Source organism: Acinetobacter variabilis (assembly GCF_000369625.1).
GTDB lineage: Bacteria > Pseudomonadota > Gammaproteobacteria > Pseudomonadales > Moraxellaceae > Acinetobacter > Acinetobacter variabilis.
In genome coordinates, this window is record NZ_KB850113.1 from 692,097 (window position 1) to 711,500 (window position 19,404).

A 19,404-nucleotide genomic window follows, 5' to 3' on the forward strand; every position below is an offset into this window, starting at 1 on the left:
AAACTGGTTTACCTAATGAAATTTTAAATAATGGAGAGTTTTCGGTCAGGGAAATTTTAGAACATTCTGTTTAAGTTTTATGAAAAGCTCTACATTTTGAAACCTGACATTTGCATAGATATGATAAAATTGCGAAAATTATTTTTTGCTAGACTGAGTCAACTCTGTATAGAGTTAAGGTAAACCTACTTTGAACCCACCAAATATGCCAAATCAAATAGACTTCCAGAAAGTTGCACTTGAAACCTTGCGTATCGAAGAACAAGCATTACAGATTTTAGCCACGCAGATCGATGAGCGTTTTAGTCAGGCATGTGAAATTATCTTGCAGTGCAAAGGTCGTCTGGTGATTACCGGGATGGGGAAATCCGGGCATATTGGCCGTAAGATGGCGGCAACTTTTGCCTCTACGGGTACGCCTTCATTCTTCATGCACCCGGGCGAGGCAGGGCATGGTGATCTTGGAATGCTAGTACCGGGTGATGTACTGATTGCCATTTCAAACTCAGGCAAAAGCGATGAAATCATGATGCTGATGCCTTTGATCAAGCGTCTGGAAATTCCTTTAATTACTATTAGCGGTGATGCCAAAGGTCCAATGCCACAAAATGCTGATGTGGCTTTAACTTTGGGTCATCTTCAAGAGGCCTGTCCGCTTGGTCTGGCACCGACTTCGAGTACAACGGCAACTTTAGCGCTGGGTGATGCACTGGCTGTCGCTCTTCTGGATGCACGTGGTTTTACTGCTGATGATTTTGCACTATCACATCCAGCGGGTGCCTTGGGTAAACGTTTATTGCTGCATGTAAAACATCTCATGCATACAGGTTCGGAATTGCCAAAAGTGTCACCAGATACACCGATGAATCAAGTTTTATACGAGATTTCAAATAAACGCCTAGGTTTAACCACAATTGTGGATCAAAATGATGTTCTGCTGGGTATTTTCACTGATGGTGACTTGCGCCGCCTGATCGACAAACAGCAAGGTTTTGATGTCAATTTACCGATTCAGGAAGTGATGACCAAAAATCCGCTGACGATTTCTCAGGAAGCGCGTGCTGTCGTTGCACTGGAAAAAATGAACGAACGTAAAATTAATCAATTTGTTGTGGTTAATGATGCCAATAAAGTCATTGGTGTAATTAGTATGCATGACCTGATTCAGGCTGGGGTAAATTAATAAATGGCATCTTATGTATTATTAGAGCAGGCACGTCATATTAAGGCACTGGTACTTGATGTAGATGGTATTTTAAGCGACGGTTTTGTCACATTGACCAATACGGGCGATGAAATCAAATCTTTTGATATCCGTGATGGTCTGGGCATGAAACTGGTACAGCAAGCCGGAATCAAAGTAATCATTATCACTGGACGTCAAAGCAATATCGTACAGAAACGTATGTCGGATTTAGGTGTAGATCTGGTTTATCAGGGCCGTGAAGATAAAGGGACTGCTTTACGTGAAGCTTGTAATCAGCTCAATATCGATCCTGAAGACTGTTTATACATGGGTGATGACTGGCCTGATCTGTCTGCCTTCGCGATTGCAGGCATGAAAGTGACTGTTCCAAACGGGCATGTTGAAGTACGTCGTCGTGCTGATCTGGTAACGCAGGCCTATGGTGGTCGTGGTGCGGTACGCGAAATTTGTGACATGTTACTGATGTCCAAAGGTAAGTACCAAGAGTTACTTGAAAAATATACTCGTGCGCCTTATTAATAAGTCATACATCCTGGATTAAGTACACCGCTTATGGACACTAGAGTTTTATATCTTACGGCTATTATCATTGCCGCAATAAGTGGTGGTTATTACTATTACAGCGGTAAGGGCAATAAGTTGCAGACTGATTCTGCACGTAGCATGACTTATTCTGCAAATAATATTAACTTAACCCAAACTGATGAAAAGGGCATGTTGTCTGTACGTGCCCAGGTCGACCAGCTTGAACAAAACCTGCAGCTAGAGACTTCGAGTCTCAAAAATCTGCAGGCAACGACCTATAAAGACGGTCAGGTTGATGCGACATTTTTTGCCAAACAGGGCAACGGTTATGATGACAATACAAAAGTTGTACTTTCTCAAGAAGTGCTGGCGACCAAGATCATGCAAAATGGAAAAATGCAGTTCCACACCGAGGAGCTAACGGCTTTTCCGAAAATACGTGAAATTGAAACCGATAAAACCGTCATTGTTGAATCTCCACAGGCTGAATTTATCAGTCAGGGCCTAAAAGCCAATCTTAATGATGGTCAATACGAATTCTTTAATATTCGAGGAAAGTATGAACCAAATTCCTAGAGCTAAAATGATGAACACTTTCCTTAAGCGCGCCGCGTTGTTAAGTTTGGTTGCATTGGGTTCAGCCACTGCGTTTGCATTGCCATCTGACCGTAACCAACCAATTACCTTATTAGCTGACCGTGCGACTTTTAATGAGCGTACCGGAGTCACCACTTATTCGGGTAATGTCATCATTGAACAGGGCACCATGAAATTGCAAGCCAATTCAATTGTGGCGAATCTGAATAATAAAAAACAGATCAGCCTGATTACGGCAACAGGTAGCCCGGCTCAATTTCAGCAGAAAGTTGATCCTGCCAAAGGTTTGGCCAAAGGTCAGGCACAGAAAATTGTCTATAATGCGGAAACCGGGATTATTACCCTGTCTGGAAATGCCTACTTGCAGCAAGATGGCGCTAGTATCCGTGGTAATACGCTGAAATACAGCATGAATAAAGGCGATATTGAAGCAACAGGTACACCAAATAAAACCGGTTCAGCAGCAGGTCGTGTACAAATCGTGATTCCGCCTTCATCTTCGAAATCCTTTCCGGGAGCACGTGATTAATGGCACAGACGCATCAGGTTCAAACTTTAGCCATCAAGCATCTGGCGAAAAATTATAGTAAACGCTGGGTAGTCAAGGACGTTTCCTTCAGTATGGAAAGTGGGCAAATTGTTGGGCTTTTAGGGCCTAATGGTGCAGGTAAAACCACCAGTTTCTATATGGTGGTGGGTCTGGTGCGTATGGACAAGGGTGAAATCCATCTGGATGATCTGGATTTGTCGGACTTGGCGATGCATGAACGTGCGCGTAAAGGGATTGGCTATTTACCTCAGGAAGCTTCTATTTTTAGAAAACTAACCATTTCTGAAAATATTATGGCGATTCTGGAAACCCGTAAGGATTTAAGCAAAGCCCAGCGTCAACAACGTTTAGCCGAATTACTGGCAGACTTTAAAATTACCCATATTAAAGATTCATTGGGTATGAGCGTGTCGGGTGGTGAACGTCGTCGTGCTGAAATTGCCCGTGCTTTGGCGGCCGACCCAAAATTCATGTTACTGGATGAACCTTTTGCCGGGGTTGACCCGATTTCCGTAGGTGATATTAAAGATATTATTACCACGCTGAAAGATCGTGGAATTGGTGTATTGATTACCGATCACAACGTTCGTGAAACTTTGGCCATCTGTGAACATGCCTATATTGTCAGCGAAGGTTCAGTCATTGCTGAAGGCACGGCACAAGAAATTTTGGCCAATGAAATGGTACGTAAAGTTTATCTGGGTGATGACTTTACTGTATAGAAAATTTTCATTATCAGAAAAAACCCGCATTAAGACTTTAGTCGTCAAATGTGGGTTTTTTTACTTAAATTAAGACGAAAAAGCTATCTTTTTGTATGATTTGATATATTTTTAGGCTAAAACACGAAACATTCATTATTATGCAATTTAGGGTGCAGCACTTAAAAAATGTTCAGGGGATAATAGATAAAAATAAGGGAATATAGATCATTTTTCTTTTACCTTTATCTGTGCCATTCGTACATGCAGAAAATTCACAGAATTATTTTAATAATATTAAAAGTGGATTAGGAAAACTGATTGCACCAGAGCCAACGCGATCTGCGCAAACGATTGATATTAGCTCACTCAGTCAGTACTCACTGGATAGCTCAAAGGTGGCTGAACTGCCGCAGATTACTCGACCGCAGCAGGGACAATCTTCAATTCGGCCTATAAATGCTGATATTCCTGCAAAAATGAGTCTAATTGAGGCGGTTCATACAGCAGTTCAGCGTCGTCCGGAAATTGCCCAAAGTATTTCGTCTTTATCTGCACAGGCAGCCAATATTAATGTGGCCAAAGCAGCCTATTAACCGCAGTTATCTGGCGGTGTAGGTAATGGAGATTTGACCTCAGGTGAACGTGGACGTCAGGTAGCCTCTCTGAATGCTACCCAGATGCTATATGACTTTGGCAAGATTAAAACCAATGTCAGTGTTGAAGAGGCGAGACTGGCAGAAGACCAGGCAAGAGCATTAGTGAGTCTGGATCAGGTTGCACTGGAAGTAGCGGATGCTATTGTCCATGTCAAACGCTATCAGGAAATTACCAAGATTGCCGAACAGCAGATTCAGGGCATTGCACGAATTGCAGAAATTGCCAATTTACGTGACCGCGCCGGAATTAGCACATAGGCTGATCCGGTTTAGGCGCAGTCTAATCTGGAAGCTGCACAATCTAACCTGATCGTGCAACAGACCCAGTTAAGACAATATCAGCAACGTCTCAGAACTTTATTGGGATTTGATTTCTCTGCAATTCAATGGGAAATTCCAGATCGTATCGTAAACCAGGCTGATCTTTATCAGGATCATGAATTTACCCAGATTCCAAGCATGATCTTGGCACATTCAGGAGTAGATGTAGCCCGATTGCAAAAAGATCAGGTACTTTTAAGCCGTTATCCGACTATTAATCTGAAAGGTAGCTTAAGTCAGGCGGTTAATGGTCGAAATCCGAATAATAATGAAGATGATGGCTTTTATAATTCAATCATGATTGAAGCCAGCAGTAATTTTTATCAGGGGGGAGCTGTTCGGTCTCAGGCACGTGCTGCCAGTTATGCCGAAGAAGCTGCACGCGCACAGGTCAATACTGTCTATCTGGATGTACTGGATCAGGTTCGCTTAATCCGGGAATAGATTGAAAATAAACAAAAACAAATGGATGTCCTGGCTCAGCGCCGTGAAACCACGGTACGAACCAAAGAGCTATATCAAGAACAATATAAATTGGGCACACGGACTGTAGTGGATTTATTAAACGCAGAACAGGCTTATTCACAGCGCAGCACAGGAATTTGAATCGGCACGCTATGACATCTATTCGGCGATTGTGCAATACATTCAGGTGACAGGTCGTACACGGGATATTTACGCGCTTAACCGTATTTCTATTCAGGGGTTTGAAGTCCAGCCATGAGTACTACAATAAATTATCAGCCGTGGCTTCAGGCAGTTTTGAACATTGCCAAGCATTATCGGATCGAACCATCTGAGGAGCGGATTCGTCTGCAACTGGACTGGAACCAGCATCATGACATTGATGAAATGCTCAAAATTGTCAACCGTCAGATGGGATTAAATGTCCGTAAAAATAAATTCGATAGCAGTTTGCTGAATCCCTGGCGTTTGCCCTTACTGGTTGAATTTGATAGCGGAGATGTTGGTGTTATTGAACGTATCGACACACAAGGCAATGTCAGTGTACAACTGAGTGGAAATGCTGGTTTATCGCAAAGTTTTACGATTGAGCAGTTAGAAACAGGTGCGGAGCATGTTTATATCCTGCGACCAGAGTCTTCTGTGCGGGATGCGCGTGTCGACGAATACATCAAGCCCTTTGAGAAAAACTGGTTCTGGTCAATTGTTTTGAAAGACTGGAAACGCTATATCGATGTGATGTTTGCCTCTTTAATCGCCAATATTTTGGCTTTGGCAACTATTGTTTTCTCGATAAACGTTTATGACCGTGTCATTCCTTCACAATCGATTCCCACTTTATGGGTGCTGGCCGGTTGTGTACTGATTGCGGCCATTTTCGAGTTTGTATTGCGGGTATCCCGTATTTATCTCTCCGACATTATTGGTAAACGGGCTGACCTGAAAATATCTGACCGGGTATTTGGGCATTCCTTAAGAATTAAAAACAGTGAGCGTTCCAAATCGACCGGAACGTTTATTTCACAGATTCGTGAACTTGAAGGTGTGGGTGAACTGGTCACTTCCACTACCGTGACGGCAATTGCAGATCTGCCGTTCTTCTTCCTGTTCCTGGGAATCTTCTGGATTATTGGCGGTAACCTGTTCTGGGTCATGCTACTGGTAGCACCACTCATGATTCTTCCTGGGATTCTGGCACAGAAAAAACTGGCCAAGCTGGCACAGTTGGGAATGCGTGAGTCCGCAATCCGTAATACCTTATTAGTTGAAGCCGTACAGGGTATTGAAGATATCAAGCTGTTAAGAGCTGAAACCCGCTTCCAGAACCAATGGAATCACGTGAATGAAGTCTCTGCTGATGTCAGCATGCAACAACGTAAAATTGTTGGATTGATGACCACATGGACTCAAAAAATTCAGGGTTTAACCTTTGCCATTGTGGTCTTGGTGGGTGCATTTGCAGTGATGGATGGTGAGATGACCACAGGTGCTTTAGTTGCCTGTTCAATTTTGTCATCACGGATGCTGGCACCTATTTCACAAATCAACGGTGTCTTAGGGCGTTTACAACAAGCCAAAGTTGCTAAAGGCGGTCTGGATGAATTGATGAAAAAACCGGTGGACCAGCCAGATTATTCGCACCTGATTCATCGTCCGGCACTGGATGGGCATTATGACCTGAGTGGTGTGGTGTTCAAATATGGTGATGATGATCCCAAACCGAGTTTGATGATTCCTAGGCTGGAAATCAAGCCCGGGGAGAAAATTGCGATTCTGGGCCGTAATGGTGCAGGAAAATCGACCTTATTGCAGCTCTTGTCTGGGATGCAGACACCGCTACAGGGCAAGGTCAAGCTGGATGGGATTGATCTAACCCTGATTGACCCGTCAGATGTGCGGCGTGATATGGGCCTGCTCAATCAGAATTCACAACTCTTTTATGGCAGTATCCGTGAAAACCTGACTTTGGGTGCACCTTTGGCCACCGATCAGCAAATTCTGGAAGCCTTATAAATTACCGGTGCACTGGGATTTGTACAGGAGAAAAAAGAAGGGCTGGATCATATCATTTTAGAGGGTGGTGTCGGCTTTTCTGGTGGACAGCGCCAAGCCTTGTTATTAGCGCGGTTGTTGATTCGTCAACCAAAGATTTTGCTACTGGATGAACCGACCGCTGCCATTGATGATGTGTCAGAAAAACAGTTGATTGATCATCTTAAAGGGTATTTAACCCATCGTACGCTGATAGTAGCAACGCATCGTCGCGCCGTACTGGAGTTAGTTGACCGTATTCTTGTGGTCAATGATGGCAAAATTGTCATGGATGGTCCACGAGATCAAATATTAAATCAGTCACAGGTAGGAACTAAACGGGTCGTGGGAGCAAGCGCATGAGTGAACCACAGACATTAACGCGTTCAAACAAAGTAAGCTTCCAGGAACCGCCATTACCTAAATCCAGTCTGATTATCTGGATTGTGGGCATTGGTTTGTTAATACTGCTGACGTGGGCCTGGTTATTTAAACTGGAAGAGGTTTCGACCGGTACAGGTAAAGTCATTCCATCTTCCAAAGAACAGGTGATTCAGTCTCTGGAGGGTGGCATTCTAACCAAGTTAAATGTCAAAGAAGGTGAGATTGTAGAGCGTGGTCAAGTATTGGCACAGCTCGACCCCACCCGATTTGAGTCTAATGTCGGTGAATCAGAATCCTTGCTGATCGCCTCACGTGCGACTTCCGCCCGTTTACGTGCAGAAGTGAGTGGCGCGCCGTTATCTTTCCCCGAAGAAGTATTGAAATATCCAAAACTGGTCAAAGAAGAAACCGCATTGTATCAGTCACGTCGTGCCAATCTGGAAGAATCTCTTGCCGGCTTGCAACAGGCATTGGTGCTGGTACAACAGGAACTGGAAATGACCGCGCCATTGGTGGCCAAAGGCGCAGCCAGTGAAGTTGAAGTTTTACGGTTGAAGCGTGAAGCCAATGACCTGCGTAACCAGATGAATGATATTCGCAACCAATATTATGTGAAAGCACGGGAAGAACTGTCCAAAGCCAATACTGATGTGGAAACCCAGCAACAGGTGGTACGCGGCAAGTCAGATACCTTGAACCGGACCATTTTTAAATCCCCAGTCCGGGGCGTGGTCAAAGAAGTTGATGTCATGACTTTGGGTGGCGTGGTTCCGCAAAATGGCAAGCTGATGACCATCGTGCCTCTGGATGAAAAATTACTGGTTGAAGCCCGAATTTCACCACGTGATATTGCTTTTATCCGACCTGATCAGGAAGCACTGGTTAAGATTACGGCCTATGATTACTCGATTTATGGCGGTCTAAAAGGCAAAGTGACCGTGATTTCGCCAGATACCTTGCGAGATGAAGTCAAACAGGATCAGTTCTATTATCGGGTGTATATCCGTACCGATAGTGACAAATTGAGAAACGCCGCCGGGCAGGAGTTTAATATCACACCCGGTATGGTGGCCTCCGTCGATATTCGTACCGGCGCAAAAACAGTAATGGACTATCTGATCAAGCCATTCAACAAGGCTAAAGAAGCATTGCGTGAACGTTAAATTTAAATGTAATCAATAAAATTAAATCGAATCAAGCCTCTCGTATAGAGAGGCTTTTTCTTTGCCCCATCAAAACAGGTATACTGCATAGGTGAAATTTGAACGCCTGAAGTTATGCCATTTACCATTGCCAGCCTTGTCAGTTTTGAGGAAGATATAAAAAAAAGCCGATTTCAGGCCTTTGTCACACCTGTAGAAAATGAGCAGGATGTGAAGGATTTTCTGGAGGCCTACCGTGATCCGACCACCACTCATCAATGCTGGGCCTGGAAAATCGGTCATCATGTACGCTTTAATGATGATGGTGAGCCATCGGGTACAGCCGGCAGGCCGATCCTCGCGACTATTGAAGGCAATGAGCTAACCAATGTACTGGTACTGGTGAATCGCTGGTATGGCGGTATTAAACTAGGGACTGGCGGACTGGTACGTGCCTATGGGGGCTGTGCTGGACAATGTTTGTTATTAGCTGAAAAAATTGAACTGATTGAAAAGAAAAAAGTCGAATTTGTCTGCCAGTTTAATGAATGGGCCATTTTTCAGTATGAGCTGAATCAGCAGCAGATTGATTATCAGGAAGAATATACGGCTGAAGGCGTACAGGTTCAGGCACAATTCCAGAAACATCAGATTGAACCTTTTGCTTTAAAAATTCAGGATGTCACTCGCGGTCGTGAACAATTAAAAATCATAGAAGAAGCCACGGATGACTGAACAAGATCCATTACTGAAATATCGCGAGCAGCATAAACATCGTCTGAACTATATGCCTTGGCTATATTGGTCCTTAAAACCGAAGAATCGTGGTTGGGCTGAAGCTTGGCAGAAAGAATATCAGACCTATCTAATGGAGATGGAAACAGTCGAGATTGGTGAAAACTGTTTTATTTCGCCGTTGGCGCATATCTTCGCTGAACCGGGGCGTAAAATTATTATCGGGGACAATACCTTTATTGCGGCAGATTGTACGCTACATGGCCCTCTGGAGATCGGTAACGAAGTCGCCATCAATCATCACTGTATTCTGGATGGCGGTCGGGTAGGGATTAAACTGCATGATCAGGTACGCATCGCAGCTTATTGTCATCTTTATGCTTTTGATCATGGGATGGAACTGGAGCAGCCAATTTATCAGCAACCGGTCAGGTCTAAAGGAATTGAGATTGGTCGGGATGTTTGGCTAGGTGCCCACGTCGGCATAAAAGATGGGGTGAGAATTGCCGATCAGGCAATTATAGGCATGAATAGCATGGTCACGAAGGATATTGAAGCGCGTGCAATTGTCGCCGGAAATCCGGCAAAATTGATTCGATATCGGGATTAAAATAGTAAAAAAGGTGCTTGGAAAAAGGATTTATATCAAGCGCTTAATATTAGGTAAAGGTCTTATCACATCACATAAAAGTTAACATATTTCAATTCAAGCCTTACAGATTTCAGTGCACATTTACTAATGCTTGTGCTAATTTAAAAATAACTAAGAAATTTTATTATAAAAGAGAGGCTGAACATGAAACGTGTCATTGCCTGCATAGACTCCTCACCATGCACGAACGCGCTTGCAGATGCGGCTGCATGGATTGCCAAACAAACCGGTCGTGAACTGGTTTTATTACAGGTTCTGGATTATTACCCGGCCAGTTATCATCTTGGGGAAATTAGCGGTGTGATTGGCTTTGAAAGCAATGCCATGTTGCTTAAAGAGCTGGCTGAGCTGGAACAGAAGCAAAGTGAAATCGCACTCAGCTATAGTAATAATCTGCTCCAGCACATTTCGGACCGTATCTTTAAAGATTATGGCATCTGCACCACGCATATTCAGGAAAAGGGCGATTTTCTGGAACAAAGCTTTCAGATTCTAAAACCTGATGATATTGCAGTCATTGGATTACTCGGTGAACGTTCTGCCGAGAAAAACAAGCCAATCGGCACCAATGTAGAAAACTTTATCCGTGGTGCTAACTGTACAGTGATGACTGTAGGGGAACACTTCAGACCACCGACACGTTTTATCTTTGCTTATGAATATTCACCAACCTGTATGAAGATGATGAAACGTATTGCAGAAAGTGATTTATTAAGACAATTACAATGTCATCTGCTTTATATCGGGGATCATGTGGAAATCCTGAATGAGCCTCTGCAATATTTGACAGAAGCAGGACTAGAGGTCGTTCCAGAATACCGCTATGGAGAAGTGGCTGAAAATATCCTGTCTTATCAGCAGGAACATGGGATTCAGTTAATTGTCTTGGGGGCATTCAGTCACAGCAAGATCCACCAGTTCTTCTTGGGCAGTATTGCGACAACGATTTTCCGCAATTCTAAAGTGCCATTATTGGTAGCAAAGTAAAAAGAGGATAACAAAAGCGGCAGAGATGTATTTTTTGATAAATTGTTACAGCTTGAATTAAAAATAACCAGAGTTATCCTCATATATTGTGGATAACTATGTGGTTACATTCTGTAAGATGATGTTATTTATCAGGAATACTTTACTGGCTGATTTTTGTTCTAGTCGTTTTATTTAACAATTGCGAGTGCAAAACCATCATGGCCTTTGCTACCGACGGTCTGTAAAGCAGTACAAGACAAGATACGTGGATGATTTTCCAGCGCTTTAAACATGTCACGAATGCCTTCAATACTTGGTTTTTTATTGTCCGGATTGATGATATCACCGGCACGAATCACATTGTCCAAGAAAATGATGGTACCGGAGTGAGAAAGGTTTAAGCTTAGCTCTAGATATTCTGGATAGCTTTGCTTATCAGCATCAATAAAAATAAAGTCAAAGGCTTCAGTATCTTCAGGCAGGGCACGAAGCACATCTGCAGCCCGGCCACATTTCAGCTCAATTTTCTGTTTTAACTGTGCACGATCAATATTTTCCTGTCCCATGGCAGCATGCGTGTCACGGCCTTCAATGGTCAGAATATAACTGTCTTCAGGTAGGGCACGAGCCAGCCACATGGTGCTATATGCAGCAAAGGTTCCCAGTTCCAGTACACGTTTGCACTTATTCATTTGGATCAGCATTTGCAGCAGCATTCCCTGATTTGACGCAACAGCCAGATGATCTGGAAAACCATGTGCAGCAGTATTTTCAAGAGTCTGATTCAGGATAGGATCTTCAGGAATTAAATGTGAATCAATGTAGCGGTCAATATCTGTCCACATTTGTTGCATAGTACTCGCACCTCTATTGTGATGCGTGCATTTTAAACTTTTCCGGGCACAGCGCAATTTATTGTTCTATATTCGCTGGTTTTTTCGGCTATACAAAGCCAAAAGTTGGCTTTGTATAGGAAATGGAATGACTTAGTAATTACACATTGATGAGCGACGGCTTAAATCCGGACCCCAAGTACGATAACCTTGAGTATCAATATGGATTTGGCCAGAGGCATATAAACCGAGCCCCATATTCAGGCTTTGTCCATGTTGTAACCAGAATTGGCACAGTTTGAACTTGGTATTTTCAATTGCTGCATAATCCTGAGCCTGTGGGTACTCAGGTCCGATCCGGAAATCAATTGCCGAGTTAAACAGGTGACGTGAAGAATTGGCTCCACCGGCACACTGATTTAAAGGCAGGTCACGATAAACCGAAGTGACTTCAAAATCAGTCAGCACATTGGCTGCAACCAGATATTTAAAGACACGTAAGGTCGGCACCTGATTTGACCAGAGCTCACGGCTTGGAATCATGTATTGCGATCGACCACATTTAGCCCAATCCCGTGCAGTACGCATCAGCTCAAAGCTTGGAATAATATTCCCGACTCCTTGCTGGGCCAAAAAGTTTTCATATTCACGTACAAGAGACAGGTTATTCAGTGCCGATACCCAGTGAGTATAGACATAAGGAACCGGTTTAGGCTGTAGTTTATGATTGTACTGGACTCGTTCTTCTGGGATGTAAATCCTTTTATCTGGAGTTACCTTACCAGACTGTTTTGTGGTGGTAGCACATCCTACAAAGACAAGCGGGATTATACAAACACTCAATAACCCCTTTATTAAATGCTTCATTGATAGCAATTCGGATATTTATAAAATAGCGCTATTTTAGTCCACTTTTACGGAGAAAATCAGGATAAATTGCAATGAAATGTGTGGATGGGGTATAAAAAAAGACCAGTCTGTGCTGGTCTTTTTTTAAGATTTGAAAAGTTATTTTTCAAGATATTGTAATTTATCAGTTTTACCATTCCACTCTTCACGGTCAGCAGGTTGCTCACCAATTTGGGTGATGTTCGGCCATTTTTGAGACAGTTCAGCATTTAGCTCGATAAAAACTTCTTGGCCTTCCGGTAACTCATCTTCAGAGAAAATTGCATTCGCAGGACATTCAGGCTCACATAACGCGCAGTCGATACACTCGTCCGGGTTAATCACAAGGAAGTTAGGACCTTCATAGAAACAGTCTACAGGGCAAACTTCAACACAGTCTTGATATTTACATTTAATACAATTTTCAGTGACAACGAAGGTCATGGCGACAGCTACCTAAAAAATATGGTTCTAATGACGAATACCGTATTTTAGGCAAAAATAGAGGGAACAAACAATTCCTTTTATTGATATTTGTTATATATAGGGCTGTTAAATTTGAAAAAACTGCGATGATTTGAGGAAAGGCTCAGGGAATGAGAATCATCATCAGCTAAGCCCTATGCAGGATAGGGCTTAGGAGTGATTTTAACTTGGCTGTTTCATGAGATCTTTAAGAGCATAAAGTTGCTGTAATGCTTCACGTGGACTCAAATTGTCGACATCAAGGTCTTCTAATAATTCAAGCGCTGCTGAAGGCTTTTCAATCTCGATGACTTTTTCAATGATTTCAGGCATCGCGAACAGATCATGCTGTGGACTTTGCGGTTTGGCCTGATGCTGCTTTTCCAGAATCTTCAAACGATGTTGAGCTTCTTTAATTACAGCCGCAGGAATACCTGCCAGTTTAGCCACTTGTAAACCATGACTCTGACTAGCTGGACCATGTTGGACTTTATGCAGTAGAATCAGGTTGCCATTTAGTTCTTTGGCTGTGACATGGTAGTTATCAATGCCTGATTCTTTATCCAGTTCGGTCAGCTCAAAATAATGTGTTGCGAACAGACATAGACATTGAATCCGTTTAGTCAGATCCAGCACACAAGCCCAAGCGAGTGATAGTCCGTCATAGGTACTGGTTCCACGACCCACTTCATCCATCAGAACCAGAGATTGACTGGTAGCATGATGCAGAATTTGCGAAGTTTCCGTCATTTCCACCATAAAGGTTGATTTGCCAGTCGACAAATCATCTGCAGAGCCAATCCGGGTAAAGATTCGGTCAATTGGACCCAGTGTTGTCGATTGCGCTGGCACATAACTACCGCAATAAGCCAGCAGGGCAATTAGGGCAGTCTGGCGCATAAAGGTGGATTTACCACCCATATTTGGACCGGTAATAATGGCCATACGGTGCTGATAATCCAGCTGGGTATCATTCGGAGTAAATGCAGTCTTGCTTAAAGCTTCCACCACTGGATGACGGCCGGCAACGATTTTCACACCAATTTCAGGGCTGAATTTTGGTCGTGCCCAATTGCGTAAACGTGCTTGATGCGCAAAGTTTGCCAACAGATCGATCTGGGCAATCGCACTGCTCATCATCTGTAGATTACCAATATCCTGACGCAGTTCATCCAGCAATATTTCGAACAGCATTTTTTCACGAGCAAGCGCACGGGATTCGCTAGACAGCACTTTATCTTCAAAAGCTTTTAGTTCAGGCGTGATATAACGCTCGGCATTTTTCAGTGTCTGACGACGGATATAATGTTCAGGTGCCTGTTCAGCTTGTGCACGTGTAAGTTCGATATAATAACCACTGATACGGTTATAGCCGATTTTCAGGGTAGGAATGCCGCTTTGCTCCCGTTCCTTAATTTCCAGATCAATCAGGAACTGTCCAGCATGATCACGGATTTTACGCAGCTCATCCAGCTCGGTATCGAAACCTTCTGCAATGACATTGCCATCACGTAGCAGTACCGGTGGATTTTCAACGATAGCGGACATCAGGCGCTGATGCAGACCATGAAAATCGCCCAGTTCTTGATTCAGCTGCTGTAATAATTTCGAATTCTGCTGACTTAACAGTGGTTGTAATGCATGGCGTAAAAATGGAATCTGTGCACAGGCCTGACGTAATTGAACCAGATCGCGTGGACGCGCACTGCCTAAAGCGATACGGCTGAGTACACGTTCAATATCACTGATTTCTTTTAAGACCAGACGGACTGGCGATTCATGGAAACCTTCAAGCAATACCTGTGTGGCATCCAGTCGCTCATCCAGAATCGCAGTATCACGAAGCGGTTGCATCAGGGTGCGGCTAAGCAGACGGCCACCCATAGCGGTCTGACAGTCATTGATCAGCTGGAACAATGAAGTGCCATGCTCAAATAAAGGCTCAATTAGCTCAAGATTACGACGGGTGACTGGATCCAGTGCAATAAAGTCTGAACTTTGTTCCAGTTGAATGGTTCGGATATGCGGTAAAGCTGTTTTTTGAGTTTCTTTGGCATAGTGAATTAATGCAGCCGCAGCAGCTTTGGCCAAAGGCAGATGATCAATTCCGAAACCTGAAAGTGTGCTCACTGCAAACTGGTCGCATAATGTCTTCTGAGCATTGTTCTGGTTGAAGTCAACATTCGGGCGTTTGCTGATCGGAACATCTAGCTGTTGTTTTAAGTGTTCTACCAGTGCCTGATCTTGCAGATTTTCATCAATCACAATTTCGCTAGGCATCAGGCGTGCCAACTCAATGGCTAACTGACTTAAGTCATAATCGATTTGCTGGACTTTAAATAAACCGGCACTCAGGTCAAGAAGTGCAATTCCGATTTGTTGCTGGTGAACACACAGAGCAACCAGGTTGGAGGTTTGATGAGCACCTAATAAGGCATCATCGGTTAAGGTTCCAGGAGTAATGATTCGGACGACACCACGTTCAACTGGGCCTTTACCAGTCACTTCACCGATCTGCTCGCAGATCACCACCGTTTCGCCTTTTTTCACCAGACGAGCCAGATAGCCTTCAGCAGCATGGAAAGGTACACCGGCCATCGGAATTGGCTGGCCATTGGCTTTACCGCGATGGGTCAGGGTAATGCCTAAAATTTTGGCTGCCTTATGGGCATCTTCAAAGAACAGTTCATAGAAATCACCCATCCGATAAAACATCAATGAGTGTGGATGCTGCATTTTGACCGACATGTATTGCTGCATCATGGGCGTTAAGCTAGAGAGATCAGCCACAAGTTCTGAACTGGTCATTAAGAAAAAATCCTTTAAATATATAAAGCAAAACCTGAATCTTTTTCCGAAACACTATCCTCGGAAAACCTGGAAAATAGCCTAAGCTAAAAATCCTGTAAAGACCGGTTTGAATGTCAAAAGTAATTGCCTCAAGTCTAACAAATTTAATTTTTAGAAAGAAATATAAATCCTCAGGAATCTGTATTTAGACGGACTTAGTCGATATAAAGCATAAAAGGGTATTGATACATGGGTTGCCCATAAAAAAAGCCACCGATTGGCAGCTTTTTTTATGTCTTTCATCAAAATTTAATCAGGGTCATACAATCCTAAGTCGACCAGATGTAATCTGAGAAGGCGGCGGAGTTCCAGTACAGCCTCAGGCGTTTCCTGAACGGAATGTCCACCTTTGATAATTTTATTGGAAGCCGCACCTTCAAGATATGCACTCTGATAAGCAACGACATCATCAGTCATGATATTTTCATCATCACTATCTGTATTATTGCCAATAATCGAGTGAAATTTGAATCCCGGTGCAGGATTAATATCTTTAGTCAATGCCGTGAATTTTGATTTTTTACTAAGGTCACTCGGCCCATTTTGAATCAGGTCACGACCGACTTCATGTAGAAAATCACTTAAGCCAATTTCACCTTGGACTGTGTCGGCAAATGCGCCCAAAAAGGCACTCGGAACACGAATAATTTTACGTGCCAATTTGGTATGCCAGCGATCTGCATAATCGGTCCCTTTATGCGGTGCTGCCAGGAAAATAGCACGACTGAAATTCGGAACCGGCTGCATTTTCAAGCGCGCTTTAAAGAGCGGATTGTCCCGGAACTTGGTCAGCTTCGAATTTTTTACAATATTAAAAGCGGGCTCGGTAATATCTGCATCACTTACCAATAGACGGGCAATGACACCGCCCATACTGTGTCCAACCAGTACAGCTTCTTTTTTGGCTGGTGCATTATTACTAATACGCGCGAAACCTTGTTGAAGCAGCGCATTAATCTGGAAACGGCTTTCCAGAATAGGCATGTTGGTTGAGTAGAAGACCTGCCACACCTGGAAATTTTCTCTTAAGACCGGATCACCCATAATATCATTCGTTAAACGAATCCAGGCTTCCGGGCTGCTGGCCAAACCATGAATCAGCACTAAAACCTTTTTATTTGGATTATAAGGTTCCAGCATAAATAGATGAGGCATGACCAGATTATCGTCACGATTGATCAGTGTCAGATAGGCTGCACGTCCCAGGTTATTTTCTGCCAGCCATAAGCCATAAGGCGCTGAAAAATTTGCAGCTAAAGTATATTCCTTATTGGCAACTTTAATCTTGTCATATTTATACGGGTCATAAAGTTTTAAATGGAAGTTGCTGTTATTTAGGATCTGTTCTACAGAGTTCGCTGATTCTGGAATGGCAGTAATTGTGGTTGCCAGATAACGTGCTGAATGAATAAAAGGATTTACGCCATTTTGATATTGGTAATTTAGTGGATCAACCAGATATTTTTTATCTTTTTTGGAAATTTTTTCTTCCGGCAAAACCACCAGAAACTCAGAGCCGAAACCGTCACGACGGGTAATCGAGCGCAGACCAGAGAAGTTCATGTTATAGGTCGACATTAACTGTTCAATCGACTGATTCTTGAGCTGGGGGAAATCGTCCAGATTAATGCTATAGACACTGTTGCCAACCTGTAGACGTTGTCCGGTTTCTTTGGTTTTATAACGTTCCGCGTAGATCTGGATTAAATGAGCAATCGCCAGGTTATAAAAGTCACGAATCTGAACTTGTCGGTTGTCGAAAATCCGGTCTTGGGGCGCACGTTCAGTCTGGAACAGATAGGCATAACTGTAGCGGATACTTTTATCCAGCATTTGTAACTGCTGTTCCTGACATTTTTGCAGGTTCTGGGTTTGCAGTTGCTGTTTTTCTTCAGATCGGGTTTTAGCCAGAGCACTGGTTTTACATTCAGCCGATTTACCCAGCTGTAGTGATTTAGCTAGATATAATTCACTCGATGTGGAAAGTAATTGCTCATCCAGAATCTGTGGAATTTCTTGTAGCTCTTTCACACATTCTTCTGGATTATCTTCACAGACTTGTGCTTCACGTCCGGTCATGGACAGGACATTCAGACTGGCTTCACTCAACTTATCGCGTGTAAGAATGCTATCGCGTTCATTATTGATGGTGACATTAATAGCCTGCTCTTTAACACTCACCACCTGACAGCCACTGAGTAAGGCTGTCATGAGTACAGTGCAAAGTAATGCTATCTTATTTATTTTCTCGTGCATAAAGACTTTGAACACTCATTTAAAATTATAAAGCTTGATAATGCTTTGTATTTTACTAATTTTTTCCCATAAAAATAGACCGCCGGAGCGGTCTATTTGTAATATTATGAATCTGAAATATAGCTTATCGTGCTGGTGTAGGCGCCGGGGTTGTTGGTGCAGGAGCGGCTGTTTGCATGACTTGCCATACGTTCCAGCGACCCTGTTTTTCAATTTCCTGAATCAGACGATCAGCGACTTCAGCTTCTTGCGGGTATTTAATTTTGTAATTATTCAGAACCTGAACAGCATTCTTTTTATTCTCCATGGCAATGTAGTTATTTGCCGCAGATAAATAAGCTTCCTGAACACCCGCCTGCATTGCCTTGTCCAAATACTGAATCGCTTCACGATGACCGCCACCTTCAGACAGACCAAAGCCAAACCAGAAGTTTGCTTCAGCATCATCCTGGTTGATACGAAGAATGCGCTGTGCATAGGTCATTGACTTGGTGGTATAGATAGAACCTAAATCAAGATTACGTGCCATCACGCTGGCCTTAAATGCACGCATTAATACATCAAATGAAGCATTTGGACGTGAAGCTAGAGTATCTAGCTGTTGAGAAACTTCGCGAAGCTTTGCTTCAAAACCACGGCGTTCCTGACGGTCGCTAAAACGAGGTGGATAATGACGCGCTTTACCTTCTACCATCTGCAAGAAATCATCGATTTCGGTAATGTCGATTTCATTTTCATTGGCAAGTGCTGCATAACGCATACTGCGTGTATTGCTATCCACCATCGGGATAATCAGCTTGTTTACATCTAGGGTTAACTGTTTAGACGGATCTTTAGGATCAGTCACCACCATTTTTGTCACTGGCTGCGCAGCGGCCTTTTGCAAATGAACTTCAAATGGAGGTGGTTCGTTATAGTTAAACGGGTTTAAAGCATAAAATGGCGGAGTAATTTCAGGTTCAACAAAAACTACCTGATCAGCTGGTTTCTGTTCTTGTTTGCTTGATATCGGTGCCATAGAGCACGCCGTTATGGTAAAAGCTAAGCAAGAAATTGCTAAGGGCTTCAAGGTCATAATATCCGTCCATTTATGTTATTTTTTAAAACATCTATTCAAAAAAATGCATGATCGTCAGTCTATGAAAAGTGCTGCGATCATGCAAGCAAATGCGTG

At 43.2% G+C, this 19,404-nt stretch carries 15 protein-coding genes and 2 pseudogenes; 11 read left to right on the top strand and 6 right to left on the bottom strand.

Annotation, left to right across the window (positions count from 1 at the left end; genetic code table 11):
* The first annotated feature begins 205 nt into the window (after positions 1-205).
* The 11 genes and pseudogenes from F897_RS08995 to F897_RS09045 all read left to right on the top strand — a co-directional run bounded on the left by F897_RS08995 (position 206) and on the right by F897_RS09045 (position 10,956).
* Positions 206-1,183 carry a KpsF/GutQ family sugar-phosphate isomerase gene (locus F897_RS08995; protein ID WP_005235203.1) on the top strand — a complete coding sequence of 326 codons (978 nt, stop codon included), beginning with the start codon at positions 206-208 and terminating at the stop codon, positions 1,181-1,183.
* Between the two features lie 3 nt (positions 1,184-1,186).
* The gene (locus F897_RS09000; protein WP_005235208.1) at positions 1,187-1,726 is read left to right on the top strand and encodes a KdsC family phosphatase; all 540 of its coding nucleotides are present in this window, start codon (positions 1,187-1,189) and stop codon (positions 1,724-1,726) included.
* Between the two features lie 33 nt (positions 1,727-1,759).
* Positions 1,760-2,308 carry an LPS export ABC transporter periplasmic protein LptC gene (lptC, locus tag F897_RS09005; RefSeq protein WP_005235213.1) on the top strand — a complete coding sequence of 183 codons (549 nt, stop codon included), beginning with the start codon at positions 1,760-1,762 and terminating at the stop codon, positions 2,306-2,308.
* The gene (gene lptA / locus F897_RS09010) at positions 2,292-2,858 is read left to right on the top strand and encodes a lipopolysaccharide transport periplasmic protein LptA (RefSeq protein WP_004786229.1); all 567 of its coding nucleotides are present in this window, start codon (positions 2,292-2,294) and stop codon (positions 2,856-2,858) included. The genes lptC and lptA overlap by 17 nt, the downstream gene beginning before the upstream one ends.
* Positions 2,858-3,601, top strand: coding sequence for an LPS export ABC transporter ATP-binding protein (gene lptB, locus F897_RS09015; RefSeq protein WP_005235214.1), 744 nt, complete (start codon positions 2,858-2,860; stop codon positions 3,599-3,601). Before lptA ends, lptB begins: the two co-directional genes overlap by 1 nt.
* A 209-nt stretch (positions 3,602-3,810) precedes the next feature.
* Positions 3,811-5,284: pseudogene (locus F897_RS09020) on the top strand (TolC family protein).
* Positions 5,281-7,419: pseudogene (locus F897_RS09025) on the top strand (type I secretion system permease/ATPase). The pseudogenes F897_RS09020 and F897_RS09025 overlap by 4 nt, the downstream one beginning before the upstream one ends.
* Entirely contained in the window at positions 7,416-8,603 is a 1,188-nt protein-coding gene (locus F897_RS09030) for a beta-barrel domain-containing protein (protein WP_005235224.1), read from the top strand. The pseudogene F897_RS09025 and the gene F897_RS09030 overlap by 4 nt, the downstream one beginning before the upstream one ends.
* A 114-nt stretch (positions 8,604-8,717) precedes the next feature.
* Positions 8,718-9,317, top strand: coding sequence for an IMPACT family protein (locus tag F897_RS09035; protein WP_005235225.1), 600 nt, complete (start codon positions 8,718-8,720; stop codon positions 9,315-9,317).
* The gene (locus F897_RS09040) at positions 9,310-9,927 is read left to right on the top strand and encodes a DapH/DapD/GlmU-related protein (protein WP_005235228.1); all 618 of its coding nucleotides are present in this window, start codon (positions 9,310-9,312) and stop codon (positions 9,925-9,927) included. Before F897_RS09035 ends, F897_RS09040 begins: the two co-directional genes overlap by 8 nt.
* A 186-nt stretch (positions 9,928-10,113) precedes the next feature.
* The gene (locus F897_RS09045; RefSeq protein ID WP_005235230.1) at positions 10,114-10,956 is read left to right on the top strand and encodes a universal stress protein; all 843 of its coding nucleotides are present in this window, start codon (positions 10,114-10,116) and stop codon (positions 10,954-10,956) included.
* Between the two features lie 170 nt (positions 10,957-11,126).
* On the opposite strand, the gene F897_RS09050 is transcribed toward F897_RS09045, so the two are convergent.
* From F897_RS09050 to F897_RS09075, 6 genes are all read right to left on the bottom strand, one after another.
* Positions 11,127-11,792 (bottom strand): O-methyltransferase, encoded by a 666-nt coding sequence (locus tag F897_RS09050; protein WP_005235235.1) that lies wholly within the window; start codon positions 11,790-11,792, stop codon positions 11,127-11,129.
* Between the two features lie 132 nt (positions 11,793-11,924).
* Entirely contained in the window at positions 11,925-12,638 is a 714-nt protein-coding gene (locus F897_RS09055; RefSeq protein ID WP_005235236.1) for a D-Ala-D-Ala carboxypeptidase family metallohydrolase, read from the bottom strand.
* A 141-nt stretch (positions 12,639-12,779) separates the two neighbouring features.
* A complete protein-coding gene (gene fdxA / locus F897_RS09060; protein ID WP_004786212.1) occupies positions 12,780-13,103 on the bottom strand; it encodes a ferredoxin FdxA in 324 nt (107 codons plus the stop codon).
* A 204-nt stretch (positions 13,104-13,307) separates the two neighbouring features.
* On the bottom strand, positions 13,308-15,932 hold the full coding sequence (gene mutS, locus F897_RS09065) for a DNA mismatch repair protein MutS (RefSeq protein WP_005235238.1): 2,625 nt from the start codon (positions 15,930-15,932) through the stop codon (positions 13,308-13,310).
* A 291-nt stretch (positions 15,933-16,223) separates the two neighbouring features.
* Positions 16,224-18,230: an esterase/lipase family protein gene (locus tag F897_RS09070; protein WP_034170299.1), complete on the bottom strand. Its 2,007-nt coding sequence runs from the start codon at positions 18,228-18,230 to the stop codon at positions 16,224-16,226.
* A 124-nt stretch (positions 18,231-18,354) separates the two neighbouring features.
* Positions 18,355-19,305, bottom strand: a complete 951-nt coding sequence (locus F897_RS09075) for an ABUW_2363 family tetratricopeptide repeat lipoprotein (RefSeq protein WP_005235242.1) — start codon at positions 19,303-19,305, stop codon at positions 18,355-18,357.
* Between the last annotated feature and the right edge of the window lie 99 nt (positions 19,306-19,404).